Raw genomic sequence first — 24,507 nt, forward strand, 5'->3', positions numbered from 1 at the left:
TCAATAAACCTAAGAATGATGCAAGCAATGATCCATGTGTGTTGCTGATTATTTGCAGCGCTCAGAGTAAGAAGGTTTTTCAAAACGGATGGACTATTTTTCCCATTCACTTTTTCAATTCAAGAGAACTAATGCATTTCCACTATTAATCAAATAACTAAAATTCGCTTTCTGCTGTATCTCCTTCCTCTGAATAATGCCAATCCACTCTTAGTTAAAAATAAAATATCGACAATCGATAATTGTTTAGTTAATTTAACTTTAATATGCAATTTAATATATAAAATTCAGTTAAATACACTCATAACTGAATGATGTTTAATTTTTTTCTTCGAATGTTAACGAGTTTACAGAGCAAATAACTCCTTATTTTCAAGCAAATGGATCAACTTTAATTTGAGCTGTTAAAGGAGAAATAAACATGTCCAGCAATCACAATCGCGCCTCAGAAATTTCTCAGGCGATTGATAATGGCGCATCTCCCTCCTGCCATGCATCGCCCCTCAGCACCATACAGCAGGCTATCTGGCTGGAACAGGCTATCCATCCTGATTCCTCCAATTACAACATCGGTTTTTTTATCTGCATAGAAGGGAAACTGAATGAAGCTCTGTTTGCACGTGCTTTTGAAAAGGCAGTTCATTACCATGATGCATTGCGTTTGCAATTTACTGACATTCATGGGCTTCCTTCTCAAAAGATTGTGGATACCCTTCCTGCCTCCATTGTCATACGCGATTTCTCATCTTATCCAGATGCAAAAGCTCAAATAAAACAACATATTGATGCCTCGTTTATACGCCAGTTCCATCTGAATGGAGCGCTGTGGCGCACTGAACTATTACGGGTCAGCCAAACTTGCCGCTACTGGCAGTTTTGCTGTCATCATTTAATCAATGATGGCACGGGGTTATTCACCCTGCTCAACAATGTGATTAATGCCTACAACTGCCTGATGAAGGATGAACCCTTAAATTGGAATGCCTTCTCTTATCTGGATTTCGTCCAGAATGAGCGGACTTACCTCGATTCTCAAGCCTATTCACAGGATTTACAATTTTGGTTGCAGCGTTTTGAAAACCCGCCTTCTCCCTTGCTTTATCCCGTACATGCCGACAAAACCGCAAGACAGGGGAAAGCCGAAAATATTTTTTGGCGGCTCGATCAGACGATGGCTCAACGCATTGAAACAATCTTTGCCAGACAGGGATTACCTTTCCTGTATTTTATGTATGCCGTGATTGCCTGCTATTTCGTGCGAACAACAGGGACAGATGAAATCGTCATCGGCATTCCCGTGCACAACCGAAAAAATGCCCGGCAAAAAAGAACATTGGGGGTCTTTGTCTCTGTGATCCCTATTCGGGTAACGGTTTCTCCCGAAGACACGCTCCGTGATGTGATGCAAAAAGCAGAGGCTGAATTTAACCAGAGTTACAAACACCAGCGTGTTCCCATGGCTGAGGTCAGCCGCAAGACGCATATTAAACAGAAGACCGGGCGGGCCAACCTGTTTGACATTGCATTGTCCATTGAGCTTTTTAATGCTGATCTGCATATCGAAGGAGAAGATGCTCAGGTCAAATATTTTGAACTCTACCGGGGCATTCCTCCCTACCCTCTCGCGATTTCAGTGAAACAGTACGCCCTTGGCCTTGGCGATGATAATCCTCCCATTGCCATTGAATTTAATTTCTCCACGGATTACCTGAGTGTCGAAGAGATTGCCGCGCTTCAATCCCGTCTGGCTGTATTGCTTGATGCCGCCCTTGCTTCACCCGATACACCGATAGCCGATTTACCCATTTTGCCGGAAGATGAACGCCAAAAAGTCTTGGTGGATTTCCGCGCCCCCCAGATTGATTTTCCACAAAATGCAGTGATCCACCAACTGTTTGAAACACAAGTTAAATCAACGCCTGATGCCATTGCTGTCGTCTTTGAAGATCAATCCCTGAGTTATGACGCGCTGAATCGGTGTGCCAATCGTCTGGCCCATCAATTGATTGCCCTGGGAGTGCGCCCAGACGATCGGGTGGCGATTTGTGCCGAACGCAGTCTGGATATTGTGATTGGCCTGTTGGGTATCCTCAAGGCAGGCGGGGCCTATGTGCCGCTCGACCCGACTTACCCGGCTGAACGGCTGGCCTATATGCTCAATGATTCAGCCCCTGTAGCGCTGCTCATTCAGCCTGCCACGGCAAAAATGCTGGACAATCAGCTATCAATCAGCCACATACCCGCAATCATGCTGGAGGGAGGAAAACCTGATAATAAAAATCAGCCTGCCTTAGATGAAAAATCGGCAGAGAATCCGGATAGCCAAGCTCTGGGATTAACTTCACACAATCTGGCTTATGTTATTTATACTTCCGGCTCAACCGGGCAACCCAAAGGGGTCATGGTGGAACATTATGGTTTATGTAACTTGATTACCACCCAGCAAAAAATCCTTTCCCTCACGCCGGGCAGCCGCCTGTTGCAGTTTGTTTCAAACAGTTTCGATGTCTATATCTGGGAATGTTGCATGGCTCTCTTGGCTGGAAGTCAGCTTTATCTTGCCAAACGCGCCGATATCCTGCCGGGGGCAACGTTGTCCCATTACTTGGAAACCCATGCCATTACCCACGTGTTTTTGTCCCCCACCGTTTTGGCGGCAATGGATTCGATTCCTGATACCGTGCAAGTTTTAATAACCGGCAGTGAAGTCTGTCCGCTAATACAGGTCAAACGTTGGGCGCACGGGCGACAGATGTTCAATGGTTATGGACCGACAGAAACCACCATTTGTGTCACTCTCTATCAATGTAACGATCAAGATAAAAACGCCCCGCCGATTGGGCGCCCTATTGCCAATACTCAGATTTATATTCTGGATACCAACGGTCAGCCTGTTCCGATTGGAAGCACAGGCGAGATCTATATTGGTGGTGTGGGAGTTACCCGTGGTTACCTCAACCTCCCTGAACTCACACAAAGCGTTTTCCTGCCAGATCCTTTTTCAATCGCCACCGGAGCGCGCATGTACAAAACCGGTGATCTGGCTCGTTGGTTGCCGGACGGCAATATTGAGTACATCAGCCGCAACGATTTTCAAATCAAACTGCGCGGTTACCGCATTGAACTGGGCGAAATTGAAAACCATCTCACGCAGTGCCAAGGCGTACGCGAAGCCGTTGTTATAGACCGGAAAGACAATACTGGTCAGAAGCGCCTTGTGGCCTACCTGCTCGCAAAACCAGATACAAAATTGGTGCCGACACAGTTGCGCCAACAGCTCACACAAAAACTGGCTGACTACATGATCCCCAGTGCTTTCGTGACGCTTGACACTTTCCCGCAAACTCCCAATGGCAAACTGGATCGTCAGGCCTTGCCCGAACCCGATCAAAGCGCCATCGTCACCTACGGTTATGATGCGCCGGTAAGTCCGGCAGAAATTGCCTTGGCCCAGAGCTGGCAAGCGCTACTGGGACTGGAAAATGTGAGTCGCCATGATCACTTTTTCGAACTGGGCGGGCATTCTTTGGTGGCCGTCCGACTGACTGAGCAGTTGTACCATTTGGGGTGGCGACTTGATATCCATTCGGTGTTCGCGGCACCATTATTGGCGGAAATGGCCAAATCGATGGTTATTGTTCAGGACGGCACAACCTCATTTACCGTGCCTCCCAATCTTATTCCTGCCAATTGCACAGCAATTACCCCAGACATGCTGACTCTGATCTCTCTGACACAAAATGAGATAGATGCCATCACCGCGACGGTTCCCGGTGGGGCTGCCAATATTCAGGATATCTACCCACTCGCGCCATTACAGGAAGGCATACTGTTCCATTATTTACTGCAAACACAAGGGGATACTTACCTCCTGCGCACTCTGTTTGCTTTTGACACTCGCAAACGCCTTGACGATTTTCTGGCAGCCTTGCAACAGGTCATCAACCGCCATGATATTCTGCGTACAGGCATATGCTGGCAAGGATTGACACATCCGGTACAGGTCGTGTGGCGTCAGGCATTCCTGCCCATCAATCAATTTATTCCGGATAGCAAAGAAGATGTGTTATCTCAATTGCTGCTACATACCGATCCTATCCGGCACCGTGTCGATGTGAGCCAAGCCCCGCTTTTTTCCGCTGATATCGCCTATGAACTCCATCAGGATGAATGGTTGCTTTCCCTGAGTTTCCATCATTTAGTCAGTGATCACATGACACTGGAACTTATCATCACTGAAATCAACCAACAACTGCATTCCCGTGCCAGACACCATCATGCTCACGCTGAGAATTCACCTGAGGCGCTTTTTTTATCTGAGGCATTGCCTTACCGAAACTTTGTCGCCCAATCCCTGAGTGTGCCGGCAGAAATACACGAAGCCTATTTTCGTGAAGAGCTGGCCGACGTAGAAATTTCAACAGCGCCTTTCGGTGTACTGGGTGTACTGGATGTGCACAGCGGGGGCAGGCAGGTAACGGAAGCCTCACGGTTCATGGAGCCTGCACTGGCCAATGTGATCCGGGAGCAGGCCCGTCGTCAGGGGATCAGTCCCACCGTTCTGTTTCATGTGGCGTGGGCACAAGTGCTGGCACATACCAGTGGGCAAAATGACGTGGTTTTCGGCACGGTATTGTTGGGCCGAATGCAGGGAAATGCCGGTATAGAAAAAATCATGGGGCTATTTATCAATACGCTTCCCGTGCGGATACCATTGGCAGGAAATAGCGTGCAAGAGATCCTGCAAGCCACCCACCATCGACTGATAAAATTACTGGAACATGAACAGGCGCCACTGGTGCTGGCACAACGTTGCAGCAGTGTGCCGCCTTCCCAACCTCTTTTCAGTTCACTGCTCAATTATCGCCATACCACACCGGGCGCAATCCATACCCCACTAGAAGGCGTCCGCTTGCTGGAAGTACGGGAAAGAACTAACTACCCCATCATGCTGTGCGTAGATGATTTAGGTGAAGACTTCAGCTTAATTGCCCAAGCGGTATCCGGCATTGATGCAAAACGCTTAATCGATTATATGATCACCGCCCTGACCGGATTGGTAACAGCATTGGATAGCGAGCCACAAAAACCAATCCTGAATATTTCTATCCTGCCCGCTACCGAGCGCCGACAGTTGCTGGTCGATTTCAATGCCACACAGACTGATTTCCCGCACGATGCTTTAATCCATCAATTAGTTGAGGCACAAGTGGCTCGAACCCCCAATGCCACTGCGCTAGTCTATGGCAAACAATTTTTCAGCTATGATGAACTGAACCAGCGGGCTAACCGTCTGGCCCATCATTTGGTTGCACAAGGCATGCATCCCGATGAACGGGTGGCAATTTGTGTTGAGCGCAATCTGGAAATGGTAGTAGGGCTGCTTGCCATCCTTAAGGCAGGAGGAGCTTACGTCCCGCTCGACTTTACTTATCCGGCCGAGCGACTGGCATATATGCTGGAAGATTCAGCCCCCGTTATTGTTCTTACACAAGCATCGCTAGCTGGCAAACTGACGCACCATGTGCCTACAGTGCTCATTGATAACTTCTTCGCAGATAGAGAATCCCCCATTGAGCCACAATCAAAAAATAATCCGGATGCCAAAAGACTGGGATTGACATCCCATCATCTGGCTTATGTGATTTACACTTCCGGCTCCACCGGATTGCCTAAAGGAGTCGCCATTACTCATCGCAATACCGTCAATTTCCTCACTTGGGCACAACGGACATTCGACCAGAAAGCGTTGGCACATACCCTTTTTGCCACTTCCTTCAGTTTTGATCTGGCTGTATATGAATGCTTCGCCCCGCTCATTTCTGGCGGCACGGTGCATATTGTTTCCGATGCGTTGTCATTAATCGCAGCAGAACGCCCTTCAACAGAGGCATTGGCCGAAAAAAGCGGCTCCATAAGCCTCATAAATACAGTGCCATCCGCCATTGCGCAATTGCTGGAAACTGATGCTATTCCACCCACTGTCCGGGCCGTCAATTTGGCCGGCGAAGCATTGAGGCCCCATATCGTTGAACAATTGTTCACAAATTCGTCCGTGCAACATGTATGCAATCTATATGGCCCTTCTGAGACAACGACCTACTCAACTTGGGCATGCATGGATAGAGCCACTGGCTTTGTTAATCATATCGGCCGCCCCATTGCCAATACCCGGGTCTATATTCTCGACACGCATGGCCAGCCCACTCCCCTTGGTGTTGCAGGCGAAATTTATATCGCCGGTGCCGGTGTGGCGCGTGGTTATTTGAATCACCCGGAATTGACCACCGGACGCTTTCTGATAGATCCGTTCTCATCAGAATTAAATGCACGTATGTACAAAACCGGTGATTTGGGTCGCTGGCTGCCCGATGGCAATATTGAATATCTCGGCCGCAATGATTTTCAGGTCAAGTTACGTGGTTTCCGTATCGAACCGGAAGAAATTGAAGCTCGGCTCGCCCAATGTCAGGGAGTGCGTGAAGCCATCGTCATTTTACGTGAAGACGAACCGAATCAAAAACGTCTGGTGGCCTATCTGTTGGCAGAGCCAGATACAGAACTGGTGCCCGCTGAACTGCACCAGCAACTTGCCCGGCATTTGGCCAGTTATATGATCCCCTGTGCTTTCGTCATCCTTGAGGCCTTTCCGCTGACGCCCAATGGCAAACTCAACCGCAAGGCCCTGCCCGTCCCTGATCAGGCGGCAATCGTAACGCATAGCTACGAAGCTCCCGCCGGTAAACTGGAAATCGCTCTGGCTGAAATTTGGCAAACATTATTGGGACTGGAAAAAGTAGGGCGCCATGACCATTTTTTTGAACTTGGCGGCCATTCTCTGCTTGCTGTTCAGCTTATTGCACGGGTACGCCAAACACTGTCGCTGGAACTTTCTTTGCCACAATTCTTTGCCAACCCTATTTTTGCTGACTTGGCTACAGCACTGACAAAGGCACCCTCCGTGGCTCAATCTGCCATTCCTGTTGCCGACCGGCATCAACCGTTGCCGCTCGCCTTTGCCCAGCAACGCCTGTGGTTTTTGGCCTGCCTCAATCCCACGGCCTGTTTGGCCTACCAGATCCCGAACGTATTGCGCTTCAACGGGCAGCTTAACCATGCCGCATTTGCGGATGCCCTTAATCGCCTCGTCTCCCGGCACGAAGGATTGCGTACCCGCTTTTTACTCATTGATGGACAACCATGCCAGCACATTGATGCTGTCGATACCGGCTTTGCCTTGTCTTACCACGACTTGCGCAGCTCTGATCCAACCGTTTCTACTGCAACCGCCCACAGGAAACACCTTGAAGAACTCGTTGCCCTCGAAGCAAAAACCCCGTTTGATTTCACCAATGAACCCTCAATTCGTGGTCAGTTACTGCAATTGGCAGATGAAGAACACGTCTTTATCCTTACCCAGCACCACATCATTACCGATGGCTGGTCGATAGGCATCCTTATCCGCGAGATGGGGATTCTTTACCGGGCAGCCCTTGAAAAACAGAATTCGCCTTTACCCCCTTTGCCCATCCAGTACGCTGATTATGCTGTCTGGCAACAAGAATGGCTGCGGGATGATCGCATTACCGCACAGCAAAATTTCTGGCGGGAACAACTTCGGGATGCTCCGGCTTTGCTGGCCCTGCCCACTGATCGCCCCCGTCCTCCAGAGCAACGCTACACCGGCGGTTATGTCCCCATTCATCTGAATATCGGCACATTAGACGCCCTTCAATCCCTTGGGCAACGTCAGGACACAACGCTTTTCATGACGCTGTTGGCCGCTTGGGGAGCTGTCCTTGCGCGTTTGAGCGGGCAAGACGATATCGTGATTGGCATACCTGTCGCCAATCGCCCGCACAGAGATCTGGAAGGCGTCATTGGATTTTTCGTCAATACCCTGCCATTGCGCATCAAACTGGAAAATTGCCGCACTGTAGCCCAACTGCTTTCCCATGTCCGAGAGCAGTCACTGGCAGCCTATGCCCATCAAGATTTGCCTTTTGAGCAGTTAGTGGAAAACCTGCAACCTGAACGCAGCTTAAGCTACAGCCCTATTTTCCAAACCATGCTGGCGTTGAACAATATCCCAACCCAATCTTTTGAATTACCGGATTTGACCGTTTCCTTGATGGAGCAGACGCGCCACTACGCAAATTTTGATTTAACCCTGTCGCTCACTGAAACCAATAAAGGCCTTGAAGGCTATCTGGAATATGCCTTAGATTTATTCGACCGGACAACAATTGAGCGCATCGCAGGCCATTTCAACAATGTGCTGGCCGCAATGGCAGCCGATGAAACACGGGACATTGCCCATCTGCCGATGCTATCCATTGCAGAGCGCCGACAATTACTGTTTGATTTTAATGCCCCACAAGTGAATTTCTCACCGGATGCCTTGATTCACAGTTACTTCGAAGCACAGGTACAGCGTACTCCAAATGCTGCCGCAGTCGTATTTGAAGACCAATCCCTGAGTTACCATGAACTGAACTGCCGTGCCAATCAGCTTGCGCACAGCCTGATTGCCTTTGGTGTACGTCCGGCTGATCGCGTGGCGATTTGTGTTGAACGCAGTTTAGATATGATTATCGGCCTGCTTGGGATCTTAAAAGCCGGAGCCGGTTACATTCCCCTCGATCCTGCATACCCGACTGAGCGCCAGATTTATCAGTTATCAGACAGCAAACCGGTCATATTGCTGACCCAACAACATTTACAGCAGAACTTACAACAAGGTACATCATCAATTCAGGGATTATCCATCTGGCTATTGGATGATGAAACCCATCAAAGGCGCACAGAAAAACAGCCTGAACATAACCCGGACAGCAAGCGTCTGGGTCTTCAACCCCATCATCTGGCTTACATTATTTATACTTCGGGTTCAACCGGACACCCTAAAGGCGTTATGGTAGAACACCGCAATGTTGTGAGCCTGATCCACGCCCAGCGTCAGGTCAGCCATCCTTGTCCGGAGGATCGCATTTTACAATTTGTGACCATCGCATTTGATATTTCAGTGTCAGACATTTTCCCGACACTGGCATCTGGGGCGACATTAGTCCTGCGCCCGCCCCATATCAAAGTGCCGAATAACACATTTATCGACTTCCTGCGTGAACAGGCAATCACCATCCTTAATATCCCAACCGCATTCTGGCACCATTGGGTGCAAGAGATGAAATCCGGAAGTTGTGGTTTCAGCCCCTGCCTACGCACGGTGATTGTTGGCGGCGATAAAGTCGAGCGCCGCTACCTGACAGATTGGCTGTCGCTCCCAGAAACACACTCCTGCCGCTGGTTCAATGCCTATGGCCCCACAGAGATAACCGTCACTGCCAGCACATTGCTGGTTGATGACAGCAATATTTCGACCATTAACGACAATATTCCAATTGGCCGCCCGCTCTCCAATACCTGCATCTATATTTTGGATAAGTTCGGCCAGCCGGTTCCCATCGGTGTATGCGGTGAAATTTATATCGGTGGCATGGGTGTCACCCGTGGTTATTCGAATCAACCAGAGCTGACGGCAGAAAGATTTATCGCCGATCCATTCAGCAAACACCCCAATGCACGCATGTATAAAACCGGCGATCTGGCCCGTTGGCGACTTGACGGCAATATTGAGTACCTTGGCCGCAATGATTTTCAGGTCAAAATCCGCGGCTTCCGGATTGAACTGGGTGAAATTGAGGCCAGACTACTGCAATGCTGCGGTGTTCGTGAAGCCATCGTACTTGCCCGCCAAGACTTTTCCGGCCACGCCGTTTCCGCCAAGAAAGTGGTTGTCTCTAAAAATATAGAGGGAGAAAAACGCCTTGTTGCCTACCTACTCGCTGAACCTAATGTGAAACTGACGCCAGCAAAATTGCGTCAACAACTGGCGCAACACCTTGCCGAATACATGCTGCCCAGTGCATTTGTGATACTTGATGCCTTTCCATTAGCACCCAATGGCAAAATTGACCGTCAGGCGCTGCCAATGCCAGATCAAACCGCGCTTGTAACCCGTGCCTATGCGCCTCCCACCGGCAGCACAGAAATGACGTTGGCGGAAATTTGGCAGGCATTGTTGGGATTGGATAAAGTGAGCCGTTATGATCATTTCTTTGAACTTGGCGGCCATTCGCTGATGATAGTCAATCTGATAGAACGGCTGCGTAACCAAGGGCTGGTGCTGGATATCCGAACTGTGTTCGCCTCCCCAGTATTGGCCGATATGGCGAAAGCCGTGCGCGCCCGCAATGAAAACCCACGGCTCGCTTCCGTACCGCCCAATCTCATTCCTGATGGTTGCAACAAGATTACTCCCGATATGTTGCCTCTCGTTGCCTTGACGCAATGCGAAATTGATGCCATTGCGGCAACCGTTCCCGGCGGAGCTGCCAATATTCAGGATATCTATCCGTTGGCCCCCCTGCAGGAAGGCATGCTGTTTCATCATCTTCTGCAAACACAAGGGGATATCTATCTGCTGCATCTTATGCTGACTTTCGATACCCGTGAACGCCTTGATGCATTTTTGGCGGCTTTTCAGCAAACCATCGACCGCCACGATATCCTGCGGACGGCCATTTGTTGGCAAAATTTATCTCAACCGGTACAAGTCGTTTGGCGTCAGGCTTCTCTGCGCATCAATGCGTTTGTTCCGGACAATGTTCCAGATAATATGGCGGACGGTGATAAGGATGTTCAGTCTCAGTTGAAGGCATACACAGATCCGCGCTGTCATCGCCTTGATGTCACTCAGGCTCCGCTCTTCTCCACCGATATCGCCTACGATCCGCACCAAGGAAAATGGTTACTGGCCCTGTGCAGCCACCATATAATCAATGATCATGTCTCACTGGATCTTATCACCACTGAAATCCATCAACTTCTCTATCCACATTCCGGGCAATTATCGCTTGGGGATTCACACTCAACTGAAAGCCCAAGCGCACCGCAATTTTCTCCATTGCTGCCTTACCGTGACTTTATCGGCCAGTCCCTGCGTGTACCTGCATCTGAACACAAAGCCTACTTCCATGAAGTACTTTCTGACGTAGATACACCAACTGCCCCCTTCGGAATTTTGGATATCTACAGTAGCGACAAAGCCGTGACAGAGGCCATAAAGCTACTGAATGCCTCATTGTCGAGGGAAATCCGCAAACAGGCTCGTCGCCACGGAGTCAGCCCCGGAGTACTGTTCCACGTTGCTTGGGCACAAGTCGTGGCAAAACTCAGCGGGCGGAATGACGTTGTTTTCGGCACCGTTTTACTGGGACGCATGCAAAGCAATGCTGATATCACGCGGACACCGGGCCTGTTTATCAATACTCTGCCCATCCGGATCCGGCTTGGCGGGAATAGCGTACAAACAACCGTTCAAGCCACTTACCGCAGTTTGACTCAGTTACTGGAGCACGAACAGGCATCACTGGCACTGGCTCAGTCTTGCAGTGGCGTAAAACCTCCTCTGCCGCTGTTTACTGCGCTGCTCAACTATCGCCACAGCCCATCAGATACGACCCGCAATACGTGGGAAGGCATAGAATTATTAACGGCACGGGAAAGGACGAATTATCCGCTCTATATGGCTGTGGATGATTTGGGCAAAGGCTTTCGGTTGGCTGCCCAAACGGTGCAACACATTGAACCGGAGCGCGTACTCGCCCATATGACCATCGCGCTGACGGGCCTGGTTCAGGCATTAGAAACTGAGCCGGAATCCCCCATCGCCGATATTCCTGTTTTGTCCATTACTGAGCATCGACAATTACAGATAGATTTCCCGCAGGAACCATTTATTTCGGCTCAATCAATGGGTAAATCTCACGGCCATGAAGATCCAATAGGTGATATAGAAGCGTCACTGGTCAAGATTTGGCAGCAATTATTGAAACAGGATCAAATCAGCCGACATGATAATTTCTTCACACTCGGCGGAAATTCATTGTTGGCAATACAGCTACTGGCCCGTATGCATGAACAAGGCATGCAAATCCCGCTGGCGGCGTTATTTATTCATCCGACATTATGTGAATTGGCTGAGATTGTGGCGGGTTCTTTCTCTTGACCTCTTTTCCGTTATGAAAACTCTGTCTCTTGAAAACATTAAAAATCAAGAGACAGCAATATATTCATTAAAATAATACATTTAAAGCATTGCAATAATTATATGAATGATTTTATTCCTCAAAGCGGTACGGAATATTAATTCAATCGTTTAATTTTAAAACTTATTATCGTATTACCTTGAAATGATTTTTTTCAAAAGGTATTTTGTATACTTTAAAAAAAGTTATATAAGGTATGGTGAATGGCAATGAATTTAAATAATAGTAATGACAAATGGAAGAAAGGAATAATGGCGCTTTGTATTGTACTGGCGCTATCTGCATGTGATAAAAAGAAAGAAAAACCAGCCTCTTCATCATTAACTGAAACCTCACAACATTCCTCTGCAACAGAACATGTTGAACATCAGACTAAAGAAGATAGAAATAAACCCGTTCAAAACCTTGAGCAGGTGATTTCGGAAAAAATGAATGTATATATTAAGTGCTATAACTCATTGGATAAATCTATTCACAGTAGTATTGTCCGCTATACCAGCTGGGTTAATGATTTGGGAAAAGGCCCTACCGGAAATGAAAGAATTGTTTACGGTATCTATCCCGTCACTCAAGAGAGAGTCACTAATTGCCTGAGTGAAATTAAAAAAGTTGCAGAGATGAAACCAGAACTAAAGGCTATTGACAGTATTGCAGTTAACTACATTGAGTCATCAGCAAAACTCGTACCAGAAATCAACCTACTTGCAGATTATTATGATCAGGAAGATTATAAAGATGATAATTTTTCTAAAGGTAAAGAAAATCATCATCACTTAATGGCGGGTTATCAAAAATTTGAATCCGTATCTGCCGAATTTTCTCAATCTATTGAAAAGATCAGTGACGAACGCCAAATAACCTTCTTACAACATATAGAAAAAGAGAATGGTTTAACGTTGGATTATTATAGTCTGGCAATTTTAATTGATGCCAAACAAATCAATCGAATGATAGAAGGCGATACTTTTGATACGACTCAAGCATTAGCGATGGTCGCTGAATTGCAAAATAAAGTTAAAAGCGCCCTCCCTTTAGTGACAAAACTTAAAAATGAAGGGGGTACTTCCTATATGGGGTATGATGCTCTATTCAGAGAAATTGATAGTTATGTTAAAGCGGCAAAAGAACGTATTCGTAGAGTTAGGGACAATGTTTCTTACACCGATTTTGAGAAAAGGCAGTTAGGTACTAATTCTGAATGGATGGTAGAGGGATCTGTCGGTAAACTGATAGATAAATACAACCGTTTTATTGATCAATTTAACAGATTGTAATTATAACTATATTGCTAAATTAAAATTAACAATGGCTCTGCTTGCTCAGAGTCATTGGGTTATCTATTCGATGGATATAGTTGGTTCATTCGTTTTGTTTTGCACTCAATTAATAATTGAGTGCATTATGATTTTTATTTTTCAATAAATTCAATAATAATTTATTTTATCAAATCATAATTAAGTCTCTTTCCTTTTTCTATTCTACCACTAGGATATACAACCTTTGATTGCTCTTCATTTTCTGAAATAATTATTATTGGCATTTTAGACTCATCTAAAATAGGATTGTAACTAATTTTCCCCTGTTCATTTTCATTAAGTTTTAACTGAAATTTCGTTTCACTAACACCAGTTTTTCCATATAAACCTATTTTATTTGACTTGTCTGGGTATTCAATTAAAAATGGATATATAATTGTATTATAAATAATGTTATCATTTATATATTTTGGTAATTCTTGAATGTCGTCATGATCAATCACAGTTACATTAATGCCAACTCCAGCAGCTAACTCGGCACCTTTACCTAGATAATTCTGATTATTAGCATCTAATGCTAAATTAATAGTTTTAACTTTCCAATCACACCAGCCCCCACCATCAATAGGGATTTTTTTCTTAAAAATTCTTGTGGTTGGATCTGCTGAAATATTTATGTCATTTACGTAATGATGTTTAGGGGTCATGAATACATTATAAGGTGAGCTACTAAAAGAAAATTTAGAATTCAAACATTTATTGGATATGTATTCAATGGTTAATCTAGGTTTAGTGTTCTTAGGTAGAATTCCTTCAAATTCAATCCATTTAGAAGTAGCTGGTGGATTAAATGGTGCTATTTTGTTGATTAATTCATCTTTAATATCTGTAATCGTATTTAGAACTAAATCACATCCAGATAGTAAAGATATTGATAATCCAAGGAATAGTGTTAGTTTAATTTTCATAAGTTTCGCTCATAGTGTACCTGCTTTATTGTTGAAATAAACATGACAAAATCAAGTATATTAATAATTTAAATTACAATTATCTCACATGGTTACAGCTAATTTATTTTTTTTCATACTTAACTTCTCCATTAGGATATTCAGTCCATTTTTTTTTACCATTGTGAAATACCTTTCGGATATCAGAAGCATCCAATTTTGGGCTGTAATTAACATACCCATCATTGTTTGAGTGTAGCTTAAGACGGTATTTATAATTACCTTTAGGAGATAAGAAGGTTATATTAGAAGAATCCCCTATAAATTCTTCATATTCTGTGGAAAAAATAGGTGTGTAATCTATTTTATTTTCGACATTTATTTCACTAGAGTATCGTGATCTATCCATATCGTTAATATATACAGATATAAGTCCACTTTCATAAAATTTTGTATCTTTTTTTGCAAGTGGATGCTGAGTATAAATAAGACCAATAGTTATATTACTTAGTTCCCAATCACACCAGCCCCCTCCATTTAAGGGGATTTTTGTTTCAAATTTATTGCTATCTTTATATTGAACATCCCATTCCTCACTATGATTCCAAGCATCTCTCCCTGTAGGAATAAAGTCGGAGTTTAAATGCATTGCGGTACATGTATTGGATATATATCGAACACTCAATTTTGGTTCAGTATTGATAGGTACTGTACCTGATACAATAATTGCTTGTCCGCTGTTTTTTTTATTTAGAGGGAAATGTTTATCAAGTTTTTTGTTTAAAATCTCATCACACCCAGCCATAAATGGGATTGATGAATAAATGAGAAGAAGTTTTATTAATTTCATATTAAATCAATCCTTATTATACATAATATAATAATTTAAAGCACGTTTTCCTTCCTCAGTATTTTCACTGATTAATAAGGTGGATTCTAGCTGTTGATCCAAACGTAAAAAATATTGGAGCATAGAGCTATTACCGTTATTTTTAAATTTATCTGAATTTATTTTATTACCAGTTATAAACTTCTGCTTATGTTTATTTTCAAATTCTGTTGCATTTTCAAATCTATGTTTATCTTCTTTGTAGGTTGTATTGTGTTTAGGAATACAGAGTTCAAGGATTCTTTTTTTTATGAATTCCATATAATCTCCACTAAGATGATCTAAAATATAAAGTAGATCAAGACGTGTCCTAATTTGTTCAACCTGCATAGGTTGTTTATTTATAGGGAAAAAACCCTCTTTAGCTAATTCTCCTGGTAATAAAGAGGGAACTAAGTACAACTCAGTTTCAGTATATTTCTCACCCAACAAAAAAATATTCTCTTCTATTGTCCGGCCTTTATAGAAATGAATCATTTTTCCTTGATGCAAAAATACTTCTTTTGATTTTGTGTTCTCAATAAATTTTTTTGTTTTTTCAGGAAGTATCATTTCCATTGGAAGTAATATAGCCTCAAGATGGTATCCATCAAAATCCAAATTGTTTTGAAAAAAATAATTATCCATGTCTCTTTCAAAAGGTACTGTTGGGATAGGATCGTTTTTATTAACATGGCGATAGTGAATAATATTATTAATTTCCATCACTGCACTATAGGTTAATACTCTAGGCATTCCGTAAGTATACAAGCAAGGATTATGAATTCTTAGTTGAGCACTATGGAGTAAAGCTAATGCTCCCCCTAAACTGTGACCACAGATAAAAACATTTTTATCTGTGGCTAATGCTTTTATATCTTCAAAGGTGTTTATTTTTTTTGCTTTATCTTTATCTTCATTTTTATTTTCACTTTCTATTTTGATATTATTTACTGCCATAAAGGCTTGCCAGAATCCTTTATGGACTTTTCCTTTATTGAGATATTTTTCAGATAATTGTATCGGTTTAAATTCTAAATCCGTCCAAAAATCCTGCCCTTGCGCCGTTCCCCGCCAACTGATAATTAGATCTTTATTATTAACCACATAAAACAACTGCGTGTCTAACTCTTTACCTGTATCTATAAATTCAACACGAGTATAACGTTCACGAAAAGGTGCATCATATACAATAGGTTGGAATTGCTTCTGTTCAATTTGGTTAGGTAAACGAGATAAGTCTAAAAGTTGGTCTTTAAAGAAATGAAATACAGAACCACTGTATTCTTTTGTTTCATCATTTCCATTATCTTTTGCATTCGCATAAACCAACACTGACATTAAACCCTGATTATAAGCATTCACCAGTGAATACTCTTTTTGATGGTGCAATAACAATAGCCAAGCACGGAAAGGACAAATTTCCAATACATAACGAGTATTAACAAATGCAGCCCTAAATCCGTGAAATTTATTATTTGGGAAGTGATAGTTAGGAAGTTGTTCTTCATTCCAGCTCTCAATTTGAGGTGCTTTATCACAAAGGTCACCAATCTTAACATAGTGATAAGAGTGCCCTTGCTTTTGAGCATCAAATCGAACTTTTGAACCTAATGGCCCACGCACAGTTCTTAATGGCCTGAGTTCCATTTCATCAGCGAGTTTTTGTGCATCAGTCCAAAGTATCACTTGCATTGGTGGCAAATTCTCTTCCCGTAAAAATCCCTCACCATCAGTAACACCTGTACGGATATCTTTTTTATTGCCCATACTCATTAGATTATAAGGTATTCCAATCAATGGCTTGCCCTGTTCATCCACAAGCTGAAATTCAATCCAGTGTTTTAGTGTATTTTGGCAATCAATACAATCTGTCGGTTCTAATTGGCCCATTCTTTTTTTCCTAAATTCGTTTTAAATTTCTTTGCTAGATGCAATCTGTTGGTTATCTGTTATAAAACGTTCAACGGTAAATTTATTCAGATTCTGTTTTTCATCTCTCGCCTGCTTCAACCACATAACAAGACTGTTTTGCAATTGCCCTTCCGGCTCATCCAGTTTCAGTGCCAATTCAGCATTTTCTTCCCAAAGCTGGCAATTTAAGGAGTAGGCCAAATTCTTGAGGGCGGTATCAGTTGCATAACGAGCTTCGATCAAATGCTCACCCAATACAAATAAACTCTCTGCCAACTCTTGAGGGCAGTTTTCCGGCCGGTAATAGCAATGTGGTTCGGGTGTATCAATCATTAACTCATTGACTGGAGTTAAGAGTTCACGCCAATCGCCGGACTGTAGAGCGGGCAGTAAGGGGGTGAAAATACGGTTGTCCATCAGGCGCAGAACCACCACGCGGCCACGCAGCAAGACTTGCTGATGTAACCGCCAGTGCTCTAACTGAAATGACCACGGCAAGGTACTGCGATACCCCCAACCCCAACTGTTATCGCTAAATTCGTGCTTATCCAACAACAGAGCCAATTCCGGCAGGCATTTTGTTTTGGGTTGAATCAGCCACGGGCTTTGTTCCAGCATGGCATTCATTGGCGTCCCGCTGTAGAGCGGAAATGCCTGCTCTGCCCAGCCATTAAGGTAAAAGAGCTGAACAGGGTTCGGGTCGGCCAGATTATTGACCAGAAAATAACACTCCCCTCTGTCCTGATGTGACAGCCAACTTTTCCAATTAGTCGATTCCATTATGCGTCCTCTACTCCGGTGATAACCCAGTTTTCCTCTTGCTGTGCAAGGATGGCACAAGGTGGTTTAGCCGAAAATTCGGTTACCGGGAGTGCTTCTGCCATCGGAAGTTGCCCTACTTGTGCGAGCGGTTCTACCCCCTCCGGAAGTTGCAGTGAAACTCCACGCCCGCTGCCGGCGGAACCCTGCCCGACATTAATCGGTGAAGACAAAATCCCGCCCGGTGTGACTTTGAGAAAACTGCCGCCGACTTTCAGGGTGATTTCTGCCGCGGCTTCCAATACCACCTTGCCGCCGCTTTTCAGGTGGATTTCCTGCCCGCTGTCAATCACGGTGGCATCGCCGGTCTGGATATGCTGACTGCCGGCTATCCGGTGGGAAACATCCCCTTCGGTGGTGATTTTGCGCGAACCGGCGACCTGATGATGGTCATCGGCGAGTATCTCGTGATAGCGGTTGTTGTCGATACGCTGTTTCTGGTCGTGTTTGATATGCCAGAGGGCATCGTTTTCAATCTGGGCGGTGAAATCTTTTTGGCCGTGGAAGTAAATTTCCTCACTGCCTTTCGCATCCTCAAACCGCAGTTCGTTAAAGCCCTTGCCTTTATGGGTTTTGGTTTTGAAGGTGGTGCGGGTTTTCTGCGCCGGCAAGTCCAGCGGCGGGCGGTTCAGGCCGTTGTAGACACACCCCGTCACAATCGGGCGGTCAATATCGCCGTTGAGGTAAGCGATAATGACTTCCTGCCCGATACGGGGAATAGCCATAAAGCCAAAGCCGTTGCCGTTCCAGCCCTGGGCCACGCGTACCCAGCAGGACGCGCCGTCATCGGCTTTGTCATAGCGGTTCCAGTGGAAATGGACTTTTATCGCCCCGTCTTTATTGACGAAGATTTCTTCCCCTTCAGGGCCCACCACCGTGGCGGTTTCATCGCCATCCGCCAGCGGTTTGTAATGGAACGGCGGGCGCCAGTCGGCCAGGCCGTCGATAAAGCTGAACTGGTTGGAAAGCGTGGTGCCGTCGCCACCGTTATCGCCCAGTGCTTCCGGGCAGCGGCCGTGATGGCTGATGCCGACAATCTGCCAGCGGGCATTGAGCGGGGCATGCGGGTGGCTGATGATTTCAAAGATTTTACCCGGCATCAGCTTGATGCAATTACTGCTGCCGCTGCCGGTCTTTTTCTGGTTATCCAGCGCTTCATGGCGGTATTTGAGAAACGGTTTGGCGGCGGCATCTTTCTGAAAACGCCCGTAGCTTTCAAATACGGTATACGGGGTCTGGGTGCCAAAATCGCGGAAGCCTTCGCTGCTGTGCATATGCGAAAGGTGATAGCGCGGGTTGTCATAGTTAAAGTCTTTATGGAGGCTGCGTTGCGGACTCATGCCGACCCCCAGCCGCACCTGATAAATCGTATCGATGCCGTGGGCGGTTTCCGGTTGCGGGCTGTAGGTCAATGGCAGTCCGGCGGTCATCCCCAAATGGCTGTCGCTGAAAAAGGCCTTTTCATCTTCAAACCAAAAGCTGATACCTTCTTCCGCGGCCAACCGGCTGAAAAACCCATAATCGGATTCGCGTTTCTGGGTCACGTACTCCCGGTCTTGGTGGGGGTCGTAGAGTTTTGAATCCGCCCGCACATGATGTTTTTTCATCAAATCCGTCAGGATGGCGGGCACATTTTGCTGATGGAATATCCGGCTTTCCTGATTCAGCGTCAGCCGCCAGAGTGCCGGGCGCACCGTCAGGCTGTACAGGGTTTTATTGCCGTCGGTGCCGACCCAATCCGCGTGGGAGACGATACCGGTGATTTTGCGTTGCAGGTGTACGCCGTGGAAAACTTGCAACACCGCTTCCTGCATCAGCAAAGCCGTTAAATCCACTTCGTCCAGCGGCTTGAACGGATTCAGGGAATGGGTTTTGACCAGCGTCAGGTTCAGGGTAAACAGCTCCGATAATCCTTCCTGCAGGGAAAATTCCCCCACGCTGAATGTCTCGTCGGGCACCCCCGCAACCTGAAACGTAAACCGCAAGCCACTTTTGGCGGCAGGCAGCCTATCAATAAGATTTTTCATCATATCTTTTTACTCCTTGTTGTGATGAGTCAATGGCTTACATCTCCCGGCGCGCGCCGTAGACTTCCCTGAACGCCCACAACGTGCCGCGCGTGTCCGGGGTAGACACATCCAATTTGACGAAGGTGGACTGGCTGATAAAACACGCCATCGCTTCATGGACTAACCGACAGAAGCGGTACATTTCTCCCGCGTTGGCATAACAATCCGGGTTGAGCGTCAGCCCGACCCCGTGCCCGCGCACGGGGCGACCGCGTTTCATGCGGTCAGTCAGGTGCTCTTCCACCCGGACAATGCCGTCGATATGTCGGCGGATATGGCGGCTGAGTGGGCGATTGAGTTCGGGATAAGCGTCAAACAGGCGGAGAAACTGTTTCAGGCTGTCGGTGGCAAAGAGCAACACCGGCGGGCTGGAGAGGCAGGACAGCAATGACCAGCCGGCATTGCCCTGCAACAGGGCCGGATAATCGTCAGAGACCGGGAGGATATTGTGGACGTTGAGATGGGCAGGCGAGCCTTCTTGGGTGACGGTAATGTCACCTGGTTTTAAGGTGCAGGCCTGCGTGTGGTAGCCGAGAAAATCACCGGCCACACGCAGGGCAGGCAAGTGCCCGGCCGGTTTGCCGCGCAGGTCAAAAAAATGCAACCGGTTCGTGAGCGTGCCCAGTAAATCCCGCTCACGCTGGAACAGGTAATAAAATGTGTCCGGCTCCCCCGCTTCCGCCAGTTCAGGGGTTGACGGCGTAAACTGGTCGATGGGCAGATAACGGTAAGGAGAGCCCCGTTGCTGGGTTTCATCGGGTTGCTGCACCACTTGAATATCGTGTAGCCGATACAACTGCACAGATTCACCGAGGGACAAGGGGTAACGATGGTTGCCCTTATCCAACAGCAGGGGCTGGCTGGTCAGGGTTTCCAGATGAATGGCGGGCACACAGCCCAACCTAAAGGCCTCATTGATATCCTCCAGCGGCAACTCACCGTCAAAGCGAAAAATCAGCTCAAAACTGCCGTCGGCATTGAGCGGCACTGCCCGGCAACTGTCGCGGATATCCACCGTCACAAAGTTGGACAAATGGGGCAAGGCATAATATTCCATCAACAATTGCAAGCCCGCATAAGTGCGTTTTTCCATCGGCAAAATGGGGGTGTCGAACAGGTTGTGCCAGCCATACGGAAAACCACGCAGTGTGCGCTGTTCGTCCTGTGTCCTGATGCGCATCTCACAGATATGCTCGTCCAGCCACAGGCTTAATTGCGCTGCCTTCGCATTATCCGTACCGAGGAAAAAAGACAGCGCCCCGCTTTGCCAGACCGGAGAAGAAATGCCGGTCTGGCAAAGCGTCAGCACGATTTCGCTGTGGGTGCCGGTTTTTTTCACCGCCCTGTCCCGCACGATAAGCGGTTCGATATGCAGGGGGCGGCAGGTTTTAAACGTGAGCAACTGCCCGTGAACGTCAGCGGAAACAGGGGTGCCTGCCGGGATATCAAGGGTGCCCTGATGTTCGCCGTCAATGGGCTGAAATTGCATAATGGTTGTGGGCGGAATGGGGCTCAGGGCCGTCGGCCAGATACGGGACAGAATGCCGTGGGTAATTTCGGGGAAATCATCCTCAATTTTATGCCGCAAGTTGGCCATCAACAGGGCAAAGGCTTCAAAAACACGCTCAATGTCCGGATCATGGGCAGCAAACAGAAAATCGGCCAGATGGGGCGAGTCTTTCGCCACGCGTTGAGCCAGTTCCCGCAGATAGGCTCTTTCCTGCAGATACATGGACTCCTGGTTATTTTTCATTGGCTTTCTCTTTTTATCCTAATGTACTGACAAATAACCAATCAGCAGATTAAACTTAAAATTTACATAAAGTCAGCGCATTAAATGTAACAGTGAAGTATTGTATAAAATTATTAATTAATATCTTTAATGAAGTTTAATTTTTTGATGATTTGGGAAGAATCTTAATCGCGGTATCTTGATGCCGGAGAAAATACTAAGATAGGTGTGTTTTGGTCGGCCGCCCTGAAATTCGAGAATCCCTATTCCTCCAAAGTAAAAAATACCCGGTGCACAGTGACAGCCTGTGCAAGAAATCAATAAAACGGACAATAAATCACATTATCTTTAAATCAGGAATGAGGGGGAAGGAATGACGGATAGATATTCAATGAACCTGCTATTACCTTGTTCATGCAGACTGGAAATAAAAGTGGCTACCTATATTGATTCGTATTGATTAAAGCGGCGCGTTGATTATGGCAATGTATTTTATTGCAATGGGCAATGGGCAATGGGCAATGGCAGAAATTTTTTATGATGATGTCGATTATCATTAATTAATTTCTGCCACTGAGATGAGTAAATTTCTCGCCTTACCAGCTATATTCTACGGTTGCAGCAATGCTGCGCCCACTGCCAAAGAAACAGACATAGTCTCTTGAGCACGAAGCAACATAGTGTTTGTCGGTTAAATTACTCACATTTAATTTTACGCTGGCACCTTTTAGCTGAGATGCGGCTTCGCCAAGATCATATTTCGCCATCAGGTCATATAAGGTGTAGGCAGGTACATAGAATTTTTCTTCGAATTCACCGGGCGCACTCCCCATATAACGAACACCAGCCCCCAACGTGAACCCTTTCAGAGCAGTTTGGTTGAAACTATAATTTCCCCATACAGAAGCCATATGTTCAGGAATAGCGGCAACTTTTTTGTTAACGCGTGAAGCAATTTTATCGCTTTTTATTTTGGCATCTGTGTAGGTATAGGCTGCGATCAATTCAATTCCCGGAGTAATCTGGGAGTTGATTTCCACTTCAGCCCCTTTTGAGCCAATTTTACCAATTTGCTCTTTGTATTTATCACCCGGTTTGCGGGTAGTCATGTTTTCCTGCGTGATATCAAACAGAGAAAGCGTTAGCAATGTATTGTGATTTTGAGGCTGGAACTTGATACCAATCTCAGTCTGTTCACCTTTTATCGGCTTGAATCTAGGCTTTGCAGGATCACCTCTATCCAAATTAGGTTCAAAGGATGTGCTGTAGCTGATATAAGGCGATATACCGTTATCAAAGGCGTACAGTAAACCTGCCCGCCCGGTAAAAGCATTATCTTTTTGATTTTGTGATACCTTATCGCGAAGATCATGTTGCTTTGTTTCAGTCCAGTCATAACGGCCGGATAGGGTTAAATTCCAGTTATCCCAACTCAGTTGATCCTGTAAGTAAACACCTAGCTGATGGAGTTTATTTTTATCGTTCGCGAAAGAAAGCAGTGCACTTTCATTGACGTGTACACCCCTGACTGGATTTGACCAATCGAAACTGTAATTCCTTTTTGTGTCACGTTTCCAGTGGATTTGTTTATCTACCCATTTGTAATCCAATCCAGTGATTACGTTATGTTCAAGATTACCGGTTGAGAAAAGCGCTTTCAGCTGGTTATCTATGCCCAGCCCTTGGGATTCATTATATTCACGTTGCGCGAATCGAGTTATGACAGGAGGCTCTGCGCCCTTATCTGCAGAATACAGCATGTATTGAGAGCGATCTTCAGATTTGGTGTAGCGCAGGTTTTGCTGGAACGAGAAGATATCATTGATGTCATGCTCAAAAATGTAGCCAACCGACATTTGTTCCCGTCTGGAGCTATCAAAAGAGGGATCACTCAGATTCATATTGTAGGGCATATAACCTGCATCCTTGACAGGCGTTACGGTGCCATACCGAGGATAAAAGTTACGGTATCCAGCTTTCGGATCGTTCTGATAGCTGGTTAACAATGTGAATGTTGTATTGTCATTAGGTGTCCATGCCAATGCTGGAGCAATAGCGATACGTTCATTTTTATAGCCTTTGACGAACTGTTTCTGGGTACTGAGCACTCCATTCAGGCGATAAAGCACGGAATTATCATCACTGAGCGCCCCACCGAAATCAAAAGCAAGTGAGCCGAGACTCTGGTTTCCTGCTTTCATTTGTATTTTGTGGATGGGTTGTGCCGTTGGCCTTTTACTGGTCATGTTAATTAACCCGCCAGGGCTGGCTTGGCCATATAACACGGACGCCGGCCCGCGTACTAATTCCACCCGCTCTAAAAACCAAGGGTCAATTTGGCCCGTCGTCCCGTTGGCACTATTTACACCATAACTTAAACCATCAAGGAATTTAGGCGCATAACGGAAACCACGGACAATGACTTCATCATGGCGGTTGGAAGATCCACGGTAATTAGTGATAACACCGCTTGAATAATTCAGGGAATCAGCCACTGTCATGGCACCCTGAGCTTCCATTTGGTTGCGGTTGATGACACTGATTGCTTGAGGTGTTTTGATGAGAGGAGTCGTACTTTTGGTACCGGCAGCGCTTTCTGTTTCGACGAAATGTTGTGCCGCGTTGCCCGTATTATTTGAACTGGTGACAATTATCACATCTTCGCTATCACTGGCCGTTTTATTATCTGCCATCGCATAAGGTGATAACAGTAAAGTAGAAGTCAGTATTAAGTGTAACTTATCATAGTTATATTTTTTCTTGATTTGCTTTGTCATTTTTAACGTTTTTTT

The 24,507-nt window shown here is 45.9% G+C and carries 9 protein-coding genes; 2 read left to right on the forward strand and 7 right to left on the reverse strand.

The genetic code is table 11. The features are described from left to right. Nucleotides 1-421 precede the first annotated feature (421 nt). Both BM100_RS02130 and BM100_RS02135 read left to right on the forward strand, forming a co-directional pair. The gene (locus BM100_RS02130) at nucleotides 422-12,070 is read left to right on the forward strand and encodes a non-ribosomal peptide synthetase (protein WP_092507495.1); all 11,649 of its coding nucleotides are present in this window, start codon (nucleotides 422-424) and stop codon (nucleotides 12,068-12,070) included. Nucleotides 12,071-12,313: 243 nt separating this feature from the next. Beyond that, complete coding sequence (locus tag BM100_RS02135) at nucleotides 12,314-13,384, forward strand: YiiG family protein (protein WP_092507497.1); 1,071 nt, start codon at nucleotides 12,314-12,316, stop codon at nucleotides 13,382-13,384. A 161-nt stretch (nucleotides 13,385-13,545) separates the two neighbouring features. Here the strand turns inward: BM100_RS02135 and BM100_RS02140 are convergent, their stop codons facing one another. The 7 genes from BM100_RS02140 to BM100_RS02170 form a co-directional block, all read right to left on the reverse strand. Next, entirely contained in the window at nucleotides 13,546-14,334 is a 789-nt protein-coding gene (locus BM100_RS02140) for a hypothetical protein (RefSeq protein WP_092507499.1), read from the reverse strand. 103 nt (nucleotides 14,335-14,437) lie between these two features. Beyond that, complete coding sequence (locus tag BM100_RS02145) at nucleotides 14,438-15,163, reverse strand: hypothetical protein (protein WP_092507501.1); 726 nt, start codon at nucleotides 15,161-15,163, stop codon at nucleotides 14,438-14,440. Between the two features lie 6 nt (nucleotides 15,164-15,169). Then, nucleotides 15,170-17,074, reverse strand: a complete 1,905-nt coding sequence (locus BM100_RS02150; RefSeq protein ID WP_092507503.1) for a lipase family protein — start codon at nucleotides 17,072-17,074, stop codon at nucleotides 15,170-15,172. Between the two features lie 21 nt (nucleotides 17,075-17,095). Continuing rightward, complete coding sequence (locus BM100_RS02155; RefSeq protein WP_244590546.1) at nucleotides 17,096-17,875, reverse strand: DUF4123 domain-containing protein; 780 nt, start codon at nucleotides 17,873-17,875, stop codon at nucleotides 17,096-17,098. Continuing rightward, complete coding sequence (gene tssI, locus BM100_RS02160) at nucleotides 17,875-19,944, reverse strand: type VI secretion system tip protein TssI/VgrG (RefSeq protein WP_092507505.1); 2,070 nt, start codon at nucleotides 19,942-19,944, stop codon at nucleotides 17,875-17,877. The genes BM100_RS02155 and tssI overlap by 1 nt, the downstream gene beginning before the upstream one ends. 34 nt (nucleotides 19,945-19,978) lie before the next feature. After that, nucleotides 19,979-21,736, reverse strand: a complete 1,758-nt coding sequence (gene tssF / locus BM100_RS02165) for a type VI secretion system baseplate subunit TssF (protein WP_092507507.1) — start codon at nucleotides 21,734-21,736, stop codon at nucleotides 19,979-19,981. Nucleotides 21,737-22,311: 575 nt separating this feature from the next. Further along, a complete protein-coding gene (locus BM100_RS02170; protein WP_244590565.1) occupies nucleotides 22,312-24,492 on the reverse strand; it encodes a TonB-dependent siderophore receptor in 2,181 nt (726 codons plus the stop codon). Nucleotides 24,493-24,507: the final 15 nt, after the last annotated feature.

Source organism: Xenorhabdus mauleonii, from assembly GCF_900113945.1.
Lineage (GTDB): Bacteria > Pseudomonadota > Gammaproteobacteria > Enterobacterales > Enterobacteriaceae > Xenorhabdus > Xenorhabdus mauleonii.

Bases quoted from the DNA above. Each gene is read 5' to 3' on its own strand.
- BM100_RS02155 (WP_244590546.1), bottom strand. From the start codon at position 17,875: ATGGAATCGACTAATTGGAAAAGTTGGCTGTCACATCAGGACAGAGGG.
- BM100_RS02150 (WP_092507503.1), bottom strand. From the start codon at position 17,074: ATGGGCCAATTAGAACCGACAGATTGTATTGATTGCCAAAATACACTA.
- BM100_RS02140 (WP_092507499.1), bottom strand. From the start codon at position 14,334: ATGAAAATTAAACTAACACTATTCCTTGGATTATCAATATCTTTACTA.
- BM100_RS02130 (WP_092507495.1), top strand. From the start codon at position 422: ATGTCCAGCAATCACAATCGCGCCTCAGAAATTTCTCAGGCGATTGAT.
- BM100_RS02145 (WP_092507501.1), bottom strand. From the start codon at position 15,163: ATGAAATTAATAAAACTTCTTCTCATTTATTCATCAATCCCATTTATG.
- tssF (WP_092507507.1), bottom strand. From the start codon at position 21,736: ATGAAAAATAACCAGGAGTCCATGTATCTGCAGGAAAGAGCCTATCTG.
- BM100_RS02135 (WP_092507497.1), top strand. From the start codon at position 12,314: ATGGCAATGAATTTAAATAATAGTAATGACAAATGGAAGAAAGGAATA.
- tssI (WP_092507505.1), bottom strand. From the start codon at position 19,944: ATGATGAAAAATCTTATTGATAGGCTGCCTGCCGCCAAAAGTGGCTTG.
- BM100_RS02170 (WP_244590565.1), bottom strand. From the start codon at position 24,492: ATGACAAAGCAAATCAAGAAAAAATATAACTATGATAAGTTACACTTA.